Below are 19,464 nucleotides of genomic sequence, written 5' to 3'. Positions count from 1 at the left end.
TTTATAAAGTATTGTAGGTATCTTCATAGGTATCGAAATAAATCCATGACAAAATTAGGGGTATGATATACATAAAAATCCCCTGTTCTTATCCGATTTATTTCATTAAATTTTTCCTATTTAGTACCTACCGCACTCACAAAAAGCACCTCTCATTAATTTATATTATAGTCATTGAAATCTAATTTACTGAAATCATCATACTATATGTTTTGTGAGAAGTAAAGGTGTCATGCTTAATTAATACGCATCTATACATTTAAATATCAAGTCATACACTTGAATTATATCCAACTTTCATTTCACTGCGAAAAAATCAAACAAGTGCCTCCGCTATTGCGAATGTCATTTACTTCCCCTAATACATTTAATATTTATGACAAGCAATCATAGGAGGTTACTATATGAGCGAACAATATATTATTTTACATGGACCTGCTCTTGAACCAGATTTAATTGGCCCCACACTACCACCAATTCCACCATTTATATTCCCTACCGGGCCTACTGGAATCACAGGACCTACCGGTGCGACAGGTTTTACCGGAATTGGAATAACTGGTCCCGCTGGGGGGACAGGGCCTACTGGAATTGGAATAACTGGTCCCACTGGAGCAACAGGTTTAGGGATCCTCCCCGTATTTGGAACAATAACTTCTGAAATAGGTATCGGTTTTTCAGCAGTAGTTAATACAAATGTTAATTTCACCATTCCAGGACCTGTTAGTGGAACTACTCTAAATCCAGTAGACAACTCCATTACAATTAATACTACTGGTGTATACTCAGTATCGTTTTCAATCGTATTTGTGATACAAGCTATTTCGTCTAGTATATTAAATCTTACAATAAACGATTCAATTCAATTCGCAATTGAATCACGAGTTGGTGGTGGTCCTGGGGTAAGAGCTACATCCGCCAGAACTGATCTATTATCTTTAAACCAAGGAGATGTTCTTCGAGTACGAATAAGAGAAGCCACGGGTGACATTATTTATTCCAACGCATCCCTTGTTGTCTCAAAAGTCGACTAGTTCATTTATTAAAATAACGATTTAGGAATGATAACAATATAAAAAGAAGAGGAAAACTTATATTTCAGTCTACCTCTTCTTTTCTATTAACAATTCACTGCTGAACATATATGGAAACTGATCCTCCACTTACATGGAACTGCCCCCATCCATCCTTATTAATTGTTACAGTATTTGTTTGATTACCCGTCATATCGTGCCATACTTCCCCTGCATTATTCTTTCCAACATCCATCCACTTTGATCCTCCCGGTCCATCAGAGATTAATGTCGCTAAACCAGAATTAGCATGTACACTATCACCTTCTCTTGTCCATCCAATCACATCTGGATGGTCTAAATAATCACGCTGCGTACCATATGCAAAGTTTTTTCGTGCTGTCAAAATCGGATCAATTTTATCTTTTAACGCTGGAATTTCATAACTACTATTTCCGCTTGTCCCATAGTAATCACCATAAAAAACTGAAGGATAGCCCTCTGCACGAGTTAAAATAAATGCATATGCCAACGGTTTAAACCACGGACTTACTACAGATTCCAATGACTGACCAGGCTGCGAATCATGATTCTCAACAAGAGTAACTGCGAGTGCAGGATGATTTTGCATTACTGTTCCATTTAAAATATTTCTCATATCATAATTCCCATTTCCTTTTGAAGCATAATGAAAATTGTAATGCAGTGGTGCATCAAATACAGATTGATTATAATTGACTTTCGCTAAATAATTATTTAAAGTTTGGATATCATTTTGCCAATATTCAGCCACCGTAAACATTTCTTTCCCCGTTTGCTGTCTGACATGATTTACCCAATCGCGTAAATATTCATGATCAATATGTTTAACAGCATCTAAACGAAAGCCATCTAAATTTAATTCATTCGCATACCACGTCCCCCAATTTTTCATCTCATTCGCAACATCTGGATGATCAAAATCAAGGTCTGCATACATCAAATAATCATAATTTCCATTCTCACTAGACACTTCCCAGTCCCATGCTTTACCTATACCCCTAAATTTATAAATTCGATTTAATTTCCTTCCTTCATCCCAATCCGTTCCGTCAAAATGATACCATTTCCATTTGAAATTAGAATAAGCATCCCCACGCCCTGGAAAGTTAAACCCTGTCCATGCATTAATTTCATAATCACCTGATACTTCAATATTTCGATTGTTACGGTCTACCTCAACAGCTGTTACAGTTTCAGTATAATCTGCTCCACCTTTATGATTCATAACTACATCACCGTATACATAGATATTTTGCTTATGTAAAGCTTCAATTGCAGATTTCAATTGTGCTTTCGTTCCATATTTTGTTCGTACCGTTTCTTTTTGATTGAATTCCCCTAAGTCATATAAATCATATGCTCCATATCCTACGTCATTTTGCGTAGTTCCTTTATATGCAGGCGGTATCCAGACAGATGTAATTCCCTTTTGAGCTAAATTTCCAGCATCTGAATGCAAGCGGTTCCAATGATTCCCATCATTTGGAGCATACCACTCAAAATACTGCATTAACGTTCCATTGTTAACCGTATCTGCATACGCTTTACTCTCCCCATATATACTAGGTAAAAACAAAACAACCGACAAGCCGACTACTGTTATTTTTTTTAACATATTTAAACCATTCCTCCTTAGAAAACGTTTGCATAGTTTATCGGAATTATTATAATATTCGTTCTACAATTAGTAAAGTAGCAATCTCTCATTCTCCCACATTATTTTTTAGTCTAACTTCACATATTTAACAAATACTTCAAAGTAGTTTTATTTCACATCTTATTTAAGATTGTTTACAATTTATCTATAAAAGCATGACGGAGGGATTTCTATGACCGACTTTCAAGAACAATTTTTTGCACGATTACATATAGAAGAAAAAGACAAAGTTTCATTTGAAGATTTACCTAACATTATGTACGCGATGGCACAAACTGTCCCTTTTGAAAACTTAAATATACTCGAAAACAACTTTACAGAAATATCAAAAGAAAATTTAAAAGAAAAAATTTTAGTAAACAACCGTGGTGGTCTTTGTTATGAACTCAATCCTACTATGTACTACTTCCTTAAAGACGCTGGATTTGATGTTCATCTCGTTTCAGGAACAGTGTACAATGCAGCAAATTGTATATGGGCTGTTGATTCTGGACACATCGCAACTGTTTTAACACATCGTAATGAACTTTATTTAATTGAAGTAGGATTTGGATCATACTTACCTCTTGCTCCTATCCCTTTCTCAGGTGAAGTCATTCACTCCGTTACAGGAGATTATCGTATTCGTAAAGAAATGACCGAAAAAGGAAACTACATGTTAGAGATGCGTAAAAATAATGAGTTTTTGGATCAATCTTCTACTGATGATTGGACGTTAGGCTATGCATTTCATATAGAAGAAGTGAATGAAGAAAAAGTAAATGCGGCACAAAAAATTATTGTTGAACATGAGGGCTCACCATTTAACAAAGTACCTCTTATTGTAAAACTAACTGCAGATGGGCATGCATCTTTAACAAAGGATAGTCTGACAATAGTGAAAAACGGTAAAAAAACGAAAGAAAATGTTACAAATGCGCAATATAAAAATCTTTTACATTCAAAATTCGGAATTACGTTATAATTTTTCAAGCCTTGCCATTTTAGCAAGGCTTTTCATTTTCCGGCAGGGATTTTTTGCAATTTGTTGTATTTCATAGTTATATAGGAATATAACTACATATTTAGAAAGGAAATGATTATGACTGAACTTAAAGATCGACTACAAGTAGATGATAAAGAGAAATGGGATTTAACGGATATTTATCATACAATTGAAGATTGGGAAAGCGATTTTCATAAAATTGAAGTATTAACGAAAGAATTACATGAGTTTAATGGACATATTCACGATGGCAATAGTTTATTAGCCTATTTAACAAAGAGCGAAGAAATTTCTAGCATAATATCTTTAATGTTCGCTTATGCACGATTACAATCTGATCTTGATACGCGCGATACTGACGCTCAATCTCTTGTCGATAAAGTATCACAATTACACGTGAAAGTAAGTGCGGCTAAATCTTTCTTTTCCCCATTCTTACTTAGCGTAGATGAAAACACATTACATTCTTACATAGAAGAAGCAGAAGGCTTACAATATTATAAAGAAGACTTATTTGAATTATACCGTTATAAAAAACACGTATTAAATAAGGACCAAGAAGAGATTTTATCACAAATGGGCGAAGCACTTTCCTCTCCTCAGCATACATACGGCATGTTAAATAATGCAGATATACTATTTGGTGAAATTACAAATGATGATGGAGAAAAAGTAAATTTAACACGCGGAATGTATGCAAAGTTAATAGAAGATGAGAATCGCGAAAAACGTAAGGAAGCCTATAAAGCTTATTACAAACCATACGTTCAATTAAAAAATTCTATCGCTTCTACTTTATCTGCTGCTATTAAAAATAATGTTACTGTTTCAAAGCTAAGAAACTATCCATCAGCTTTAGAAAAATCATTATTTGGCGACATGGTTCCAAAAGAAGTATATGAAAATTTAATTGATACGACGAAAAAAAATATTCAATCACTACATACTTATAATGAACTTCGAAAAGCAAAATTACATGTAGATGAACTACGCCAGTACGATTTGAGCGTTGATTTAGTAACGGGTGTAAAACAAGACATTCCATATGACAAAGCGTTTGACATCATGATTGAATCACTAGCTCCATTAGGTGAAGAATATATTGAAACATTAAAAAGCTTTAAAGATAAACGTTATATTGACGTGAGAGAAACGCCAGGAAAGCGTTCCGGCGCTTATAACTTTGGTGTATACGGTGTTCATCCTTTCATTCTTTTAAATCATCACGATGATTTAAATAGCCTTTTCACTCTTACTCATGAATGTGGACACGGTATGCATACGCACTACTCACACGGATACCAACCAAGAATTTCTGCACACTATACTATTTTTGTTGCAGAAGTCGCTTCTACAGTAAATGAAGTGCTACTAATTCATCATTTATTAAAAGAAGCAAAAGATGCTAATGTACGTAACCATTTAGTAAACCATTTTATCGACAAATTTAAAGGCACTTTCTTTACACAAATTATGTTCGCTGAGTTTGAAAAAATCACACATGAAATGGCGCAGCAAGGTAAACCATTAAATGCTCAAGTCTTTAGCGAAGTTTATGAAAACTTGTTTAGAGAGTATAATGGCGACTCCCTCGTATTTGACGAAGAAGTACAATATGGATGGGCTAGAATACCGCATTTCTATCGTCCATTTTACGTATACAAATATGCAACTGGATTCGCTTCTGCAATCCAAATTGCTGATAAGTTATTGAGCGGCGATCCAAATGCTCAAAAACATTATATTGAATTCCTTAAAGGTGGAAGTTCGGACTATCCATTAAATCTACTGAAAAAAGCTGGTGTTGATTTAACTACGCCAGAACCGATTGAAAGTGCACTAAATCGTTTCAACTCACTTGTTGAAGAGTTTTCAACATTATAAAAAGCATGCAGAGTATATACTCTGCATGCTTTTTTCTTTTCGGTTACTTTATTCTCAGTCTATTTTCATCACTAATAAACAAATTTGTGTCACATACTCCTCTACTAAACAATCACATTCAGGTCCCTTAATGTAAACCTCATATGGTGACCCCTCTATTACATAACTATTTCTTTCAATCCATTTTTCTAACGCTATATACGCGTAACCTATATAGTCGTAACTTCCATAATGCATAGTAGTAACAATTTGATGCGGATTTAATTTTTTTATTTCGGATCCTTGTACTACGTCTTTATCGTTCTCATACAAAATTGGAATTCTTAATTCAATATCGCTTTCATTCGGGATATACTCTTCATCATAAAAAACTGTAGAAGGCGAACCGACTATTGGAAAATTATGCTTTTGTACCTTTTCATATAAGTCATAAAAATAATCATCCATATCATCTATATTTATTTGTAACCTTTGAGTAATTACCATTATTTCATTTCTCATTCCAATTAATATATCGTAACTTCTATGGCGAGCAATATACAGGCCATTATTCACATTTACCATTTCATTCATTTCTGAAATAACCTGTAAATTTCGCTTCACTTCGTGAGACAACTCTATAATTTGTGCTTGCATATGTTTCACAAACGAGTCTTGATCTGATGACTGCAAAATGATTTTAATTTTTGGTAGAGGGAACTTATACTCTCTTAACTTTTTTATTTCCAACGCTATTTCTAACTGTCCTTGCTCATAATATCTATACCCATTTTCCGGGTTCACATATGCTGGTTTTAATATATCCTCTTTGTCATAATGCCTTAGCATCCGTGTACTCATTTTACAAATCCGTGAAAACTCAGTAATTGTATACATATACTTACCCCTTGAATACATTTTCTTATAAGCTTATTTTAAAACCAATCAAAAATCTTCATTCTGATTGTTCAATCTCCTCATTTTTGAAGGTAATAAATGACGAGGACAATACCACGTTAAACAATTTATTGCACCTCCCATTGTCGATACTTCTCCTACATGAATTTGAATAGCTTGTTTCTCCGTATGCTGTTGAATATATCGTAAAACTTCCCTATCTTTAGCTAATCCAAACTTAGGAACATAAATCGTATCACATGTTTCTAACATATTTATATACAACCCTTTTGCCGATGCTATTTCTTCATCATATTGTCCCTTTTCTGTATATGACGATGGAACAACTATAAATTTAGCTTCTGGCATTTGCTCTTGAATCATCTCTTGAACATTATATCTAAATTCATGATCCCCTAAAAAATCACTAATAAACATCGTATGCTCATCAATAAATTTAACCATTCCGTCTGCATGTGCGAGTACGTCCCCTTCTTCAGCAGGAATAATAATAACTCGGCCCACATCTAAATCCCATTCTAGTTGCTCTATAATTTCTTCTTCCGTCCAATCATCATTATCATCAAATATGCGTTCCGTTACTATAACAGTATCTTTTTTATTCCAAATAAGATTTCCACCGTCTAATATCAATGGAGACTTCACATATTCAAATTCGTTCTTTTTCAACCATTTATTAAATTGTTGATCTAAATATCGCCATTGATCTTTCGGTAAGTAATTCGGTTCATATTTAAATTTAACTAAGTGATTTGTGACAACTGGTGCAACATCTCTTAGCCAAATATCATCATACTCAAAAAAGCTTGTTTGAAAGTCTTGCTCTTCAACAGATAAAGAAACAAGTTGATCAGTAAAAGATTTATGTTCATTTAAGTATTCATTAAAATAAACCAGGTCTTCATAAAATGGACGATAATATTCATTTGATTTATCTGGTATTGCAGTAAAAATAATTCCATTTTGTTTTTGTTCCATATTATTTACCTCGCTTTTTAATAATGGCTGAATAACTAATTTCACTTTGCCAACTATTTCTCTTTCATAACAATTTTCGAAACGTGCACATTTCATGAATGGATTATAGCACGGAGAAATATTATATATTTATATAAAAAATATATCCCTGTAGTTGAGCGGAAAGTTGACTCTTGACGGGATTTTAAAATACAATATTAAAAATTTATATGAAAGTATGAAATTGAATAATAGAATCATAAACCCTATCATTATAAAGCTAGTTAATACTATTTCTTTCAATGCTGTTACTCCTTTTTGGCGAAAAATAAAACATAACAAAATAGGTAAAAGTAACAATGTACCTATTTTGTCCGCATGTTACTAAATTTCAATCAATTACTTCAATTGAATCGGTTGTTGCTGTGTAGCACAATGAATCATGCCACCATTTTTATAAAGCTCTCTCACATCAATACCAACTACTTTACGACCTGGATATAACTTCTGAATCGTATCATTTGCGATTTTATCATTCGGATCATTATAATTAGGCACCAATACCACTGTATTCCCAATATAATAATTAATATACGATCCCTTATAATCGAGAGCTTTTCCATTTTCTAAAATAACTTTCTCTTTACTAAGAGGTAAGTATTCATACTTATATTTCTGCCCTGACGCACTTTTTGCATCTAACAATGTATCCATATCTTTGTTTGACAATCCCCATTCGGCTAGGTCATCTTCTTTCATCGTTACAATGGTAGATTTACCATGAAATTTAGCAAATCCATCAATATGAAAATCAGTAATATCTATATTAGGTACTCCATCTAACCAAATAAAGTTTGTTACTCCAAGGTCACTTATATATTTTTCAATTTCCTTTTCTGATAAATCCGGATTTCTATTTTTATTTGTTACAGCACTCCGAGTTAATAACGCTGTACCGTTGCTGTCTAATTCAATTGCACCGCCTTCAAGGACAAAATTCCCCCAATCAATCCTTTCAATCCCTACTTGTTCACTAACATTTTCACGTACACGAGCATCATTTTTATATGGAGTTTTCTTTCCCCAACCATTAAATGCCGGATCTAATATTTTGAGATTTTTATTATTGTCATAAACAAAAATCGGCCCACTATCTCTTGCCCATACATCATCAGTAGGAGCGATAAAGAAATCAATTTTATCCATATTCAATCCTTTATCTATTAAAAGATTATTGATGCGCTCTTTCTCTTCCTCATCGTATGCAACAATATGGACTTTTTCACCCTCGGTTAAAGCACTTGCCATCTTAACCCAAATCGGTTCAACTTCCTGCTTATACTCTTCACCATATGTGTATTCATGAGGCCATTGCAGCCAAGTACCTTCATGCTTATCTTTTTCATCTGGCATCGTATATTTTCCAACTTTTTTCTGTACCTCTACTTTTTCACTCTCTTTCCCTGTAGCATTTTCATTGTTCCCCTCAAAAGAGCATCCACTAATAATCGTTGTAGATAATGTAGCCATTAAGCAAAACTTTACTATTTTTTTCATTTTGTAAACCTCCTGTTCTTGTCTCCAATAATGTAAAGCTTCACATAGTGTTAAGCTCAAGCTTTTTTATCAATGTAAAATTCACCAATTAATCTTCCTCATAAATTCAATACGAATAGATAAACTTCCCGCAGCAGATTTCCTATATTTAACATTCATATCATTTAACTTCCTAAATAAAATTATTCTACTATTCCCCCTTCATAGTTACTTCTTCGTTGAACATTCAAAAAAAAATCGGTATTGATAAATTCATATCAATACCGATTTAAAAATCATTATTTTGCTTCTATTAAATCACTCGCCATTTTCCTAAACTCTTGATTAAATGCATCATCCATACCATTTTGTACGTTAGAGAATAATATGACAAACGTTTTTTTATCCCAGTTAAAATTATTAAAAGTATTCCACCCTGCCAATACGCCGTGGTTATGATAATAATCTGGATACGTATAGAAACTAAATCCATATTTTCTTGCAGGTGATGCCGTAAACATATCTAATACACTTTGTTTAGATAACAGTTTTCCATCCATTATTGCCTCATCTAATCTTTTCATATCTTCAACAGTCGTATACATTTCACCACACCCATACAACCAGTTCATTTTTAAGCGGGGTGCAGCTATTAATTCATTATCTTTTCTCGTATAACCTTCTGCTAAAAAAATATCTTCTGGGAGAGTCGCCCCCATTCCAGATTCATGCATGCCAGCAGAAGTAAAAATATTTTCTTTGATGTATTCAGCGAGCGGTTTATTCGTAATTTTTTCTACAATATATGCAAGCACCATATAATTATAGTCTGTATATTTCCAGCCTGTCCCTGCAGGAAATTGCAATTTTTGCGCTCCAATCCACGTTACTAACTTTAAACGTGACCCCGCATCCACCCTACCTTGTCCTTGATCTGGCAAGCCGGATGTGTGTGTTAATAGATTTCGTAACGTAATGTTTTTATCTGCCGGAAACGATGGAATATACTTATTTACATTGTCTTCAATATTTAATTTCCCTTTTTCCTTTAGCTGCATAATAGATATTGCAACGACTGTTTTCGTAATTGAACCGATGCGATATTTCGTTCTTGGCGTTGTTACTACTTTATCTTTCACATTCGCATACCCATAACCTTTTCGTAAAATTACATGGTCTTTACTGGCTACAAGAACACTCCCATTAAATCCTTTATCTTTTAAATATTGATCTAGTTTTCCAGCTACAACTTCATAGCGCTTTTTCTCATTTGCATCAACTTCTTGCATATCGCTCTTTTGCTTACTATTCACATTAGAAAATGCCTTTATATCATATTTCTTACCTTTATTTGCATGCATTAGTGCAACGACACTCCCACAAAAAATAGCAAAAATAAAGAAAACAATTAACCATTTCTTTAGCATAATAGGAACCCTCTTTTATCTAGTTTCACTTAACGCGTATCCATTCTATTCTATATATGTTAATTTTCAAATACTTTATAATATTACCTATCTATTATTCACCTAATTAAACTAGATTCCTTTTTCTCATATTCAGTTTTTGGCTACTCTCTATTGTATTTCTTTCTTGTAAAATTTCCACCTTACAATCGGATACACCCTACTATAATTTCAACAGCTTATGTAACATTTGTTACACATAATAAGAAATGGAGTTGTTACGATGAAAAATACCGATAAACACAATCGTTTAAATGATATGATGTTCCATTACAGAGTAACAAAAAATAACATAGTTTTAATTGAATATTACGTAAAATAAATTAAAATATTAAAAGGAAATGATGCTGAAAAATTTTTAAACAAAATAAATCATGCACATAACATAACGATACAAAAAAACAACTCATTATGGCTAAAGTAACAGGTAATTTCAAAAGGGGCAATGAACGTCATTGAAAACGAATCTCATTTATTTTTTGATTATATAACATATAAAATAGAAATGTCGCACATTCGGCATTTCTTTAGAATTTCTTCATAAAAAATTTACATTGCTAACTTTCTTTTATTTTTTGTTTTTACTATATAAACTCACTGCCGAGATGCTTAATAATACCACTATACATAACCACGCATACGTATACCCTTTCTCATCTACAATATAACCATATAAAACAGGTGCAACAATAATCGCAATTTGATTGAATGTAAGTGCCAAACTAACTGTTATTCCAACACATTCTTCACTTGCCAATTCAGCAACTTCGACAATAAAAAGACTAAACCATCCAATCGAAAAGAAACCTAACAATGCGCTTACACCATACAATAATCCACTCGTTACTGTATGTATGCTCATGACTAACAATAGAATCAAACCGATAGAAGCACAGACAGCTATAAATAATGGCGTGCGCCGATTCCCCTTATAAAACAAATCACTACTAGCTGCTAATACAACACGGCCAATCATTCCAGAAAAGAACATCACTGAAAATACTGTTCCAGCTTCAATAGATGTAATGGATTGTTCCCTTACTAAAAATTTCATGAAGTGCCCAACTAACACCATTTGCAATGAAATCATGCAAATACCCGTTATATAAATTGGATACAACTCTTTTTTGCATATCACTACTTTTAGCTGCATCCATAAAGAATTTTTAATATATTCTTTCCTTACATTCTCTTGGACATATGGCTCTTTATAAAACATAAAAAATAATAAACCTCCAATTATACAAATGCATGCCATACTATTTATCGCATAAGTCACATTATATTGTATTGTAAGAAACGGGATTAAAACTCCCGCTAATGCGCCACCAATCGGTATACCAGCTTGCCTTATTCCCATCGCTAATCCACGATTTTCTTTTGGAAACCATTTTAAAATCACTTTACTTCCTCCTGGCTGGGAAACACTATAAAACATTCCTACTAATAAAAGTACAAATAACAGTCCATTAAATCCACTTACTATATTAGTTAGTAAAAGCGAACCTCCTAGCAAAAATGAACTTATAGAAATTAACAACTTTTCATTATATTGATCAAGTAGCCGCCCAACAAAAAGCATACAAAATAATGGTCCAACATTTACAACACTTACTAACAATCCACTCTCCATATTCGTAAGCGCATATTCTTCTTTCCAAAATAACACCAAAACTCCAACACCATACGTTATAAGTGTCGCTGTTGTTTGAACAATCGTCGCAACAATTAACATCATCCACTTATAAGTACTTTTCATCCTTTCTTCGATTAACACAATCATCCCTCCAACCCCTTCCATTGTATGAAAGTTCTGATATCATATAAAATAAATATTCATCATATAATCCATCAAAAAAATTGATACCTTTCGGAGGGATGATACGTGGACATAAAAGATTTAACTGTATTTTACGAAGTTGCGAAGGAAAATAATATTTCTCACGCCGCTAAAAATTTGAACTATGTACAATCAGGCGTAACAATGCGTATGAAACAACTAGAAAATGAATTAGGTGTGCCTTTATTTTACCGTAACGGAAAAGGTGTAACTTTAACTTCTAACGGTGAGATTTTATTAACATACGCTAAACAAATTATCCACTTAATGGATCAATCTATACAAGCGGTTCAAAGTAATGGAACTGAGCCAAAGGGCACGTTGAAAATCGGATGTACAGAATCTACAACTGCGGTAAGGCTTCCCTCTATATTAACGGCCTACTATGAGAAACACCCAAAAGTCGAATTGATTTTAGAAACAAATACGACCGAACAACTAATTAGGCTAGTGTTAGAAAGAAAACTAGACGGAGCGTTTATAGCTGGCTCTACTCAGCACGCTGAACTTCATACAAGTGTATTTCGTGAAGAAGAATTAGTTCTCATTAGTAAAAAACCTTTACCCTCTCTTACAGACATAGAAGATATGAATTTACTCGCTTTTAGTCAAGGTTGCTATTATAGAAGTTTATTAGAAGACTGGCTTCAAGAAGAAGGCATCTCGCCTAAACGAATATTAGAGTTCGGAACAATTGAAGCAATACTCGCCTGTGTAAAATCAAATATGGGCGTAGCAATTATGATGAAATCAATTTTAAGTGGTCATGCACATAACTTATCATTCAATCCTTTACCTAATAGATTCAAAAAAGTTCCTACTACTTTTATTACTAGGAACGATATATATCAATCAGCTGCATTACAAAAATTTATGGAGATGATTTAACAATGCGCGAAAAGAAAATACGTGGTATGAAACGAAAAACAAACACTATGATTAAACGCATTGAGGAACATACAAAAACGTTCCCTTCTGCTTTCTATAACGATGAATATTGGTATATGCTATTACCAGTTTCCCAATCTTTTATCAATTCATGTAAAGTACCTAGAAAAGTAAAACGATTGTGTATACAAACCTTATTAAATCAAGCAAATCATTTAATAAAAATAAAACCGAGCGATATACATACATATCGAGTTGTTGTTTTAATTTCTATAGAAAATTTATGGAGAACGCAAATTATCGTATTTAAAAACGATGACTACTTTCAAAATTTTTTCAATAGAAATAATGAATTTCAAACATGGATTCCTCTTTCAAATGAAATTGATTTTTGAGAAACATGGGGAATTTCAATTTGCCCTACTGCCCAAATGTTGCACTTTCAAGAAGTCATTTATAATGAGAATACAATCGATGAAAAAGAGATTTGGTTTGTTGGAGAGTTATCTTAAAAGGGGAGCTTTCAAATGAAAAGCTTCCCTTTTTTCACCTGACAAAATCGCTATATAATAAATTTATCACTTCACTATATAGGAGGTTTTCAAATGGTAATCCCTAAATATCCTGATGTCCCTAATCTTACGAAAAAACAAATCGATCAAATTACAGAAATCACTTTTCTAAAAGAAATAACACCACAAAAATGTGATGCCATTTTCGTTTTCGGCGGTTCTCATCCTGGCAATTGGCAAACTCCACTAAAAGCTTATCGACAAGGTTTAGGAAATAAGATTATCGTTACAGGTGGTACTAGTTTGCATGGCATGAAACATCCAAGCTGGAAGTACGGGAATTTGTCAGAAGCAGAAGTAATTGTACATAAATTAATTGAACATGGCGTACCCAGAGACGCTATCCTATTCGAGACAAATTCCCTCCATTCTATCGCTAATGCAATGGAAGCGAAAAAGATTTTTGATTTCACAAAAATTAATCGGCTACTATTTGTTTGCAAAAGTTTAGGAGCCGGTCGGCAATATAGAGTATTGAAAAAACATCTTCCTAACACTGTTACTTGTATTCCATATACATTTGATACAAGTTTCGATGGCGAGTTTATCATTAATAGATATAATTGGATGGAAAATGAGAAAAGCCACTCTATGATTTTTGGAGAATACTTGAGAAATATTTGCTACGGTAGAAAAGGTGGCATTGAGCCGCCTGAAAAAGAAGTTCAAGGCTTAGAAGAATATGTATCCTACTACTATAATCTAGCATAATAGAAAAAGGTATACCAAAACGTCGGTATACCTTTTATCCTATCTCACTTATTTTTCTTTTAGTACACTATGTAATCGATTAGGATAATTTGTAAACATTCCTGTAGCACCCCATTTAATTAACAATCGCATATCTAGTTTCTCATTAATTGTATAAGGGTGAATTAACAGACCATTATTTCTAGCCATTTTCATATATGACTCATCAATAATTAGTTCTCCGTTATCATTGCGTAAGTTCGGTCCAATACCAACTGCATACTTTTTAATTTCTTGAAAATCTTCATTTGTTACACTTTTCGGTTCATGTGTAATGCCAGACCATTCAACAATCTCATTGTTTTCATTTGGATAATACCAAAGCAGTTGAACTAACGGAATATTTTTATTCATACTATGAATCTTTGTTAAACTATCTTTACTAAATGATTGAATCATAACACGGCTAGAAGACATGTTTTGACCTACTAAATTATATTTTTTTAATAAAGCCAATAATTTCTCTTCCATTCCTGGATACACATCTGGTGACTTTGTTTCAATGTAATACTTCATGCTTCTTCCGTACTTTTGGAAAATTTCTTCTAGTGTCGGAACCTTTTGACCAACGTACTCTTGCTTAGCCTTTTCTGGATAAGCTTTATTGAACCACGATCCTGCATCTAAGCTTTTTATTTCACTTAATGTTTTATCTCGTACTTCCCCTGTTCCATTTGTAGTACGATCAACTGCTGTATCATGCATTGCAATTAATTGGCCATCCTTAGTTAATTGAATATCTAACTCCAAATAATCCGCTTTCATTTTTTTCACTAAATCATAAGAAGCAAAAGTATGCTCAGGTGCATGTCCACTTGCTCCGCGATGTGCAATATTTAAAAACTTATTCGTATTCCATTCATGCTTCCCTTCTGCTTTCGCATGAACAGCTCCCCCAGCAAAGATACTTCCCATCATAAAGAAAATAACGAACGCGCTAATAATTTTTCTCATCCTTCTAACCCTTCCTACACTGCAAATTTCAACAAGTTAATGAGATTTACACGAAATAGAAGATATACTTTCATTATTTTTATAAGCTTATATTAAAATTTCAGTCTTACGAATATACTTTCTCTATGTTATTAATATAGAAAACTATTTATTTTCTATAGCCCTCCTTTCCACATGTAACTTCTCTATTGTGTACGGCTCATCCAATAAAAAAAGCCATAAATTATTTAGAGGACACTTCTGTATCCCTAAATAAATTTATGGCTTATCTCAAATATCTCTGGCCTCGATTAACTTGTCGAAATTAATCATACCAAACCTATTAAAATTTGTGAATATTATTTTTTCAGTAAAGTGAGACATATAAGAAAGTATTTCTGTATTTACTTAAAAATCACATAATACATTTCTCATTACCTCTTCCAGCATTACATCTGGATTTACCACTGCTTTTGCCGAACGCCATCCTATAAAGCCATCTGTTCTAATTAATACAGCTCCTCCATTCTCTATCCCATATAATTTTCTGAAAATATCTTCTTGAGCAACAAAATCTCCACTTAAACCAATGCGATACACTTTTATAGTTACTCCTAATGTGGCTGAAACAGTATGTGCTGATTCAGCCCAAGAATCATTTTCTGCTCCAGTAAGCAAAGCAAAATCGTTACCTAATAAATCAAGGACAGAGACTTCTTTCTCCTCATACATTCCAAAAAAATGTGGTGCTCGCGTTCCAGGTCTTCCGTTCAACTCTACGATATCCATTCTATGTGGAGTAGCTGAGTCATCTATTATTGCATCTGAACTATAATGATACCCAACAGTTACAGCTAATCCATCCATATTATTCAAACTGCCTTCCTCTCTACTTGCAGCACGGAACAATAAACTACTCGCATACTCTGTCGTTAATTTTGCAACAGGATATCTCTCTTTATGATATGTTTCTAACAATTTTGGATTTGCTTTCCCTTTTATAACAGCTGCTAATTTCCAAGCTAAGTTATGCGCATCTTGTATTCCTGTATTTGAACCGAATCCTCCAGTTGGGGGCATAATATGTGCTGAATCACCAACTAAAAAAATGCGATTATCTTGAAATTTTGTAGCCGTACTTTCACTCGCCTCCCACGGTAAAACACTTACTATTTTTGACTCGACCTTTGTGTTGCCAATTGCTGTTTGAATAATTTGTTTACAACGTTCTATAGTGAAATCCTCTGGTCGCTCTCCTTTTAATGGATCGTAGGATACATGGTAAATCCATTTTCTTTCGTTATCAACTGGAATAAGCGCACCAAGAACTTCCGGATGAAGTACCATAGAAAAACCAAATGCATCTCCTTGTATAAACTCACTTAAATCCGCTTCAAAATAAATATTCATATAATAGCCACCGATTGTACCTCGTCCCTCAGTACTTACCCCTAGTTGCTCACGTATTTTGCTTTTTGCCCCATCTGCTGCAATTACATAGTCACAATGAATAATACTTTCTTCTTCCGTTTCACGATTCCGAATCGTTGCTATTACTCCGTGCTCATTTTGTTCATAAGAAACTAATTCATGATAAAAAGATACTTCTCCGCCTAATGTTCTCGTTTCTTGTAACATCATCTCTTCTAAAGTAATTTGATAACAAGCTGTTTGTTTTGATGGACTAATCTCTTCTATTTTTCGAAGTAACTTTTCATCGTTTCCATACTGATTCGCCCTCATTTGTGCCAATTCTTCCTTATTCACCTCAGCTATTGTATGAACTGCTATTCTTCCTCGGCAATTTTCTAACGCTTTACCCGCCAATCTAATTCTTTGTTCTAAACCCAATTCTCGAAATAACTCCATCGTACGAAAAGTGATTCCACCTGCTTTCGGGTGAATTGCAGTAGACTGATGCCTTTCAAGCAGTAAATAATTAATGTTATGTTTTGCAAGGAATAGCGCAGATGCTAATCCTGATAATCCTCCCCCAACAATTAAAACTGGTACATCATTCGATTTCATATATTTACCCTCCACATCATTGTTCTGAGCTCAGTGACATAAATATAATCAAAAAAACAACAAAGATATAGACTTATATTTCATTTTAAATTATCATATAGATAGATTACGCCCCAAATTACTTTTACTTTTTCATATATCTATAATCTGCTTGCATTATGCATGTATGAAAGAGTAAAACGAAACAACTCACTTTAGTAAACACCAAAATAATAAAAACACTATAAGCGGTCGTAACCCTATAAGTAGTTATACAGGGTTACGACCGCTTATTTTTTATAAAACCCTTATCCTTTATCTTCTGTAAACAATATATTATAAAATCCTTTTCTATTCTCTCTCATTTTCAACACATATAATTTCATTCGTCTCGATTTTCTTTCCCAATATTGCAGCTCATTCAACAATCATGTAGCATTACCGTATCGATGTAATGGTTCATCATCTTAAACCTTTCGACTAATTACCAGGAGGTAAAGTGATTGAAATGAATAAACAAGAACAATTAAATGTTATAAAAAAAGATTTTATTGATTCTCAAAAAGTATTATTGGCAATTGGCGATGAAACACGTCAAGCTATTTTGTTAGTTCTCATGAAAACGGAATGTCAAACCGGATTACGTGTAGGAGAAATTACGAAACAAACACACCTTTCTCGACCAGCAGTATCGCATCACCTTAGGATTTTACGAGAAGCCGGTATTATTTTAATGCGAAAAGAAGGTACAAAAAACTTTTATTATATTGATATACGTACAAAATTAAGTTTATTAAAAAATCTTGTATTAAATATTGAAAAGCTATTACACAACTTTTATTGAAATTTGGAGGTATAAGAAATGAAAGCAATGATAATTGATAAATACGGGAAAGTTCCAATGCGTATGGCAGAAGTACCTACTCCTGAAATAAATGAACATGAAGTGCTCGCAGAAATTCATGCAGCTAGTATTAACCCAATTGACTTTAAAATACGTGATGGAAAAGTAAAGATGTTACTTAAATATGAAATGCCCCTAATCCTTGGTAATGATTTTTCCGGTGTCATCGTAAAGGTTGGATCAAAAGTGACTCGTTTTAAAGTTGGTGATGAAATATATGCACGTCCAAGAAAAAATAAAATCGGTACTTTCGCGGAATATATAGCCATTCATGAAGATGATATAGCTTTAAAACCAAAGAATTTAAGTTTTGAGGAAGCAGCGTCGATTCCACTCGTTGGTTTAACATCATATCAAGCACTACATGACATTATGCACTTACAAAAAGGACAAAAAATATTAATTCACGCTGGATCTGGTGGTGTTGGTACTTTCGCAATTCAGTTAGCAAAAATAATGGGTGTCACTGTTACAACGACTGCTAGTGAAGCTGGTGCGAATTTAGTAAAGTCTCTTGGCGCAGATGAAATTATTAATTACAAAACAGAGAATTTTGAAGAAATACTAAAAGATTATGATGCAGTATTTGATACAATCGGCGGGACAACACTTGAAAAATCATTCAATATTATAAAAAGTGGCGGCAACATCGTTTCCGTTTCAGGAATGCCGAATGCTCGTTTCGGTAAAGAATTTGGTTCCGGATTTTTTAAAACACTCTTATTTTCATTAGCAAGTAGAAAACTTACTGCACTTGAAAAAAAGCATAATGTGCAATATTCATTTTTATTTATGAAACCAAGCGGAGATCAATTACGTACTATCGCAAACTATATTGAAGCTGGAAGAATCAAACCGGTAATCGATCGAGTTTTCCCTTTTGAAGATACTCAAAAAGCAATGGAATATTCAGAGGGTGGAAGAGCAAAAGGAAAAATAATCGTAAAAATTAAGTAGTAATAAAAACTCCATTTTTTTAAATGGAGTTTTTATATTTGCTGTTGAATAGACATAGCACACTGAAGTCCTTACAATAGATTTTAAGGGGAAATATCATATTATACTTTTAACTAATTTTACAAAGAATACATACGTACAAATACATAATAAAAAATAAACAAGGAGGAGATAAG

General features: G+C 33.3%; 15 protein-coding genes and 2 pseudogenes. 9 read left to right on the top strand and 8 right to left on the bottom strand.

The features are described from left to right. Nucleotides 1–404: 404 nt before the first annotated feature. Complete coding sequence (betA, locus tag ABH961_RS15305; RefSeq protein ID WP_098078030.1) at nucleotides 405–1,034, top strand: collagen-like exosporium glycoprotein BetA; 630 nt, start codon at nucleotides 405–407, stop codon at nucleotides 1,032–1,034. Nucleotides 1,035–1,128: 94 nt separating this feature from the next. Here the strand turns inward: betA and amyS are convergent, their stop codons facing one another. Next, entirely contained in the window at nucleotides 1,129–2,670 is a 1,542-nt protein-coding gene (gene amyS / locus ABH961_RS15300; RefSeq protein WP_098078028.1) for an alpha-amylase, read from the bottom strand. A gap of 214 nt (nucleotides 2,671–2,884) precedes the next feature. Between amyS and ABH961_RS15295 the strand changes: the two genes are divergently transcribed. Both ABH961_RS15295 and pepF read left to right on the top strand, forming a co-directional pair. After that, nucleotides 2,885–3,676: an arylamine N-acetyltransferase family protein gene (locus ABH961_RS15295; protein WP_404519596.1), complete on the top strand. Its 792-nt coding sequence runs from the start codon at nucleotides 2,885–2,887 to the stop codon at nucleotides 3,674–3,676. Between the two features lie 117 nt (nucleotides 3,677–3,793). Then, a complete protein-coding gene (pepF, locus tag ABH961_RS15290; protein WP_098642892.1) occupies nucleotides 3,794–5,581 on the top strand; it encodes an oligoendopeptidase F in 1,788 nt (595 codons plus the stop codon). Nucleotides 5,582–5,635: 54 nt separating this feature from the next. Here the strand turns inward: pepF and ABH961_RS15285 are convergent, their stop codons facing one another. The 4 genes from ABH961_RS15285 to ABH961_RS15270 form a co-directional block, all read right to left on the bottom strand. Further along, on the bottom strand, nucleotides 5,636–6,457 hold the full coding sequence (locus ABH961_RS15285; protein ID WP_098078023.1) for a MerR family transcriptional regulator: 822 nt from the start codon (nucleotides 6,455–6,457) through the stop codon (nucleotides 5,636–5,638). Nucleotides 6,458–6,505: 48 nt separating this feature from the next. Then, complete coding sequence (locus ABH961_RS15280; protein WP_098078239.1) at nucleotides 6,506–7,456, bottom strand: agmatine deiminase family protein; 951 nt, start codon at nucleotides 7,454–7,456, stop codon at nucleotides 6,506–6,508. Nucleotides 7,457–7,834: 378 nt separating this feature from the next. Continuing rightward, nucleotides 7,835–8,992, bottom strand: a complete 1,158-nt coding sequence (locus ABH961_RS15275; protein WP_098642891.1) for an agmatine deiminase family protein — start codon at nucleotides 8,990–8,992, stop codon at nucleotides 7,835–7,837. Between the two features lie 278 nt (nucleotides 8,993–9,270). Beyond that, nucleotides 9,271–10,398 (bottom strand): serine hydrolase domain-containing protein, encoded by a 1,128-nt coding sequence (locus ABH961_RS15270; protein WP_098078016.1) that lies wholly within the window; start codon nucleotides 10,396–10,398, stop codon nucleotides 9,271–9,273. A gap of 262 nt (nucleotides 10,399–10,660) precedes the next feature. Here ABH961_RS15270 and ABH961_RS15265 point away from each other — a divergent pair. Next, a pseudogene (locus ABH961_RS15265) lies at nucleotides 10,661–10,896 on the top strand (hypothetical protein). Nucleotides 10,897–11,005: 109 nt separating this feature from the next. Here ABH961_RS15265 and ABH961_RS15260 read toward each other — a convergent pair. After that, nucleotides 11,006–12,238, bottom strand: a complete 1,233-nt coding sequence (locus tag ABH961_RS15260) for an MFS transporter (protein ID WP_098078014.1) — start codon at nucleotides 12,236–12,238, stop codon at nucleotides 11,006–11,008. An 84-nt stretch (nucleotides 12,239–12,322) separates the two neighbouring features. Between ABH961_RS15260 and ABH961_RS15255 the strand changes: the two genes are divergently transcribed. From ABH961_RS15255 to ABH961_RS15245, 3 genes and pseudogenes are all read left to right on the top strand, one after another. Then, nucleotides 12,323–13,165 carry a LysR family transcriptional regulator gene (locus ABH961_RS15255; protein WP_404519593.1) on the top strand — a complete coding sequence of 281 codons (843 nt, stop codon included), beginning with the start codon at nucleotides 12,323–12,325 and terminating at the stop codon, nucleotides 13,163–13,165. Nucleotides 13,166–13,167: 2 nt separating this feature from the next. Further along, nucleotides 13,168–13,677, top strand: a pseudogene (locus ABH961_RS15250) (DUF3916 domain-containing protein). A gap of 93 nt (nucleotides 13,678–13,770) precedes the next feature. After that, a complete protein-coding gene (locus tag ABH961_RS15245) occupies nucleotides 13,771–14,448 on the top strand; it encodes a YdcF family protein (RefSeq protein ID WP_098078007.1) in 678 nt (225 codons plus the stop codon). Between the two features lie 48 nt (nucleotides 14,449–14,496). On the opposite strand, the gene ABH961_RS15240 is transcribed toward ABH961_RS15245, so the two are convergent. Both ABH961_RS15240 and ABH961_RS15235 read right to left on the bottom strand, forming a co-directional pair. Beyond that, nucleotides 14,497–15,441, bottom strand: coding sequence for a glycerophosphodiester phosphodiesterase (locus ABH961_RS15240; RefSeq protein ID WP_404519591.1), 945 nt, complete (start codon nucleotides 15,439–15,441; stop codon nucleotides 14,497–14,499). Between the two features lie 387 nt (nucleotides 15,442–15,828). Continuing rightward, complete coding sequence (locus ABH961_RS15235) at nucleotides 15,829–17,448, bottom strand: FAD-dependent oxidoreductase (protein WP_141519995.1); 1,620 nt, start codon at nucleotides 17,446–17,448, stop codon at nucleotides 15,829–15,831. A gap of 478 nt (nucleotides 17,449–17,926) precedes the next feature. On the opposite strand from ABH961_RS15235, the gene ABH961_RS15230 reads away from it, so the two are divergent. Both ABH961_RS15230 and ABH961_RS15225 read left to right on the top strand, forming a co-directional pair. Continuing rightward, nucleotides 17,927–18,271, top strand: a complete 345-nt coding sequence (locus ABH961_RS15230) for an ArsR/SmtB family transcription factor (RefSeq protein ID WP_048543892.1) — start codon at nucleotides 17,927–17,929, stop codon at nucleotides 18,269–18,271. 18 nt (nucleotides 18,272–18,289) lie between these two features. Beyond that, the gene (locus tag ABH961_RS15225; RefSeq protein WP_404519589.1) at nucleotides 18,290–19,288 is read left to right on the top strand and encodes an NADP-dependent oxidoreductase; all 999 of its coding nucleotides are present in this window, start codon (nucleotides 18,290–18,292) and stop codon (nucleotides 19,286–19,288) included. Nucleotides 19,289–19,464: the final 176 nt, after the last annotated feature.

The sequence above is a fragment of the Bacillus sp. RC251 genome (assembly GCF_044908765.1).
GTDB lineage: Bacteria > Bacillota > Bacilli > Bacillales > Bacillaceae_G > Bacillus_A > Bacillus_A wiedmannii.
Note: the sequence above shows the minus strand (reverse complement) of the source record. Positions and strands in the feature narration are given on the sequence as shown.

Excerpts from the sequence above, each read along its gene's own strand:
- pepF (WP_098642892.1), top strand. The coding sequence starts at position 3,794 with ATGACTGAACTTAAAGATCGACTACAAGTAGATGATAAAGAGAAATGG.
- ABH961_RS15245 (WP_098078007.1), top strand. The coding sequence starts at position 13,771 with ATGGTAATCCCTAAATATCCTGATGTCCCTAATCTTACGAAAAAACAA.
- ABH961_RS15240 (WP_404519591.1), bottom strand. The coding sequence starts at position 15,441 with ATGAGAAAAATTATTAGCGCGTTCGTTATTTTCTTTATGATGGGAAGT.
- amyS (WP_098078028.1), bottom strand. The coding sequence starts at position 2,670 with ATGTTAAAAAAAATAACAGTAGTCGGCTTGTCGGTTGTTTTGTTTTTA.
- ABH961_RS15235 (WP_141519995.1), bottom strand. The coding sequence starts at position 17,448 with ATGAAATCGAATGATGTACCAGTTTTAATTGTTGGGGGAGGATTATCA.
- ABH961_RS15270 (WP_098078016.1), bottom strand. The coding sequence starts at position 10,398 with ATGCTAAAGAAATGGTTAATTGTTTTCTTTATTTTTGCTATTTTTTGT.
- ABH961_RS15285 (WP_098078023.1), bottom strand. The coding sequence starts at position 6,457 with ATGTATACAATTACTGAGTTTTCACGGATTTGTAAAATGAGTACACGG.
- ABH961_RS15280 (WP_098078239.1), bottom strand. The coding sequence starts at position 7,456 with ATGGAACAAAAACAAAATGGAATTATTTTTACTGCAATACCAGATAAA.
- betA (WP_098078030.1), top strand. The coding sequence starts at position 405 with ATGAGCGAACAATATATTATTTTACATGGACCTGCTCTTGAACCAGAT.
- ABH961_RS15260 (WP_098078014.1), bottom strand. The coding sequence starts at position 12,238 with ATGGAAGGGGTTGGAGGGATGATTGTGTTAATCGAAGAAAGGATGAAA.
- ABH961_RS15225 (WP_404519589.1), top strand. The coding sequence starts at position 18,290 with ATGAAAGCAATGATAATTGATAAATACGGGAAAGTTCCAATGCGTATG.
- ABH961_RS15295 (WP_404519596.1), top strand. The coding sequence starts at position 2,885 with ATGACCGACTTTCAAGAACAATTTTTTGCACGATTACATATAGAAGAA.
- ABH961_RS15275 (WP_098642891.1), bottom strand. The coding sequence starts at position 8,992 with ATGAAAAAAATAGTAAAGTTTTGCTTAATGGCTACATTATCTACAACG.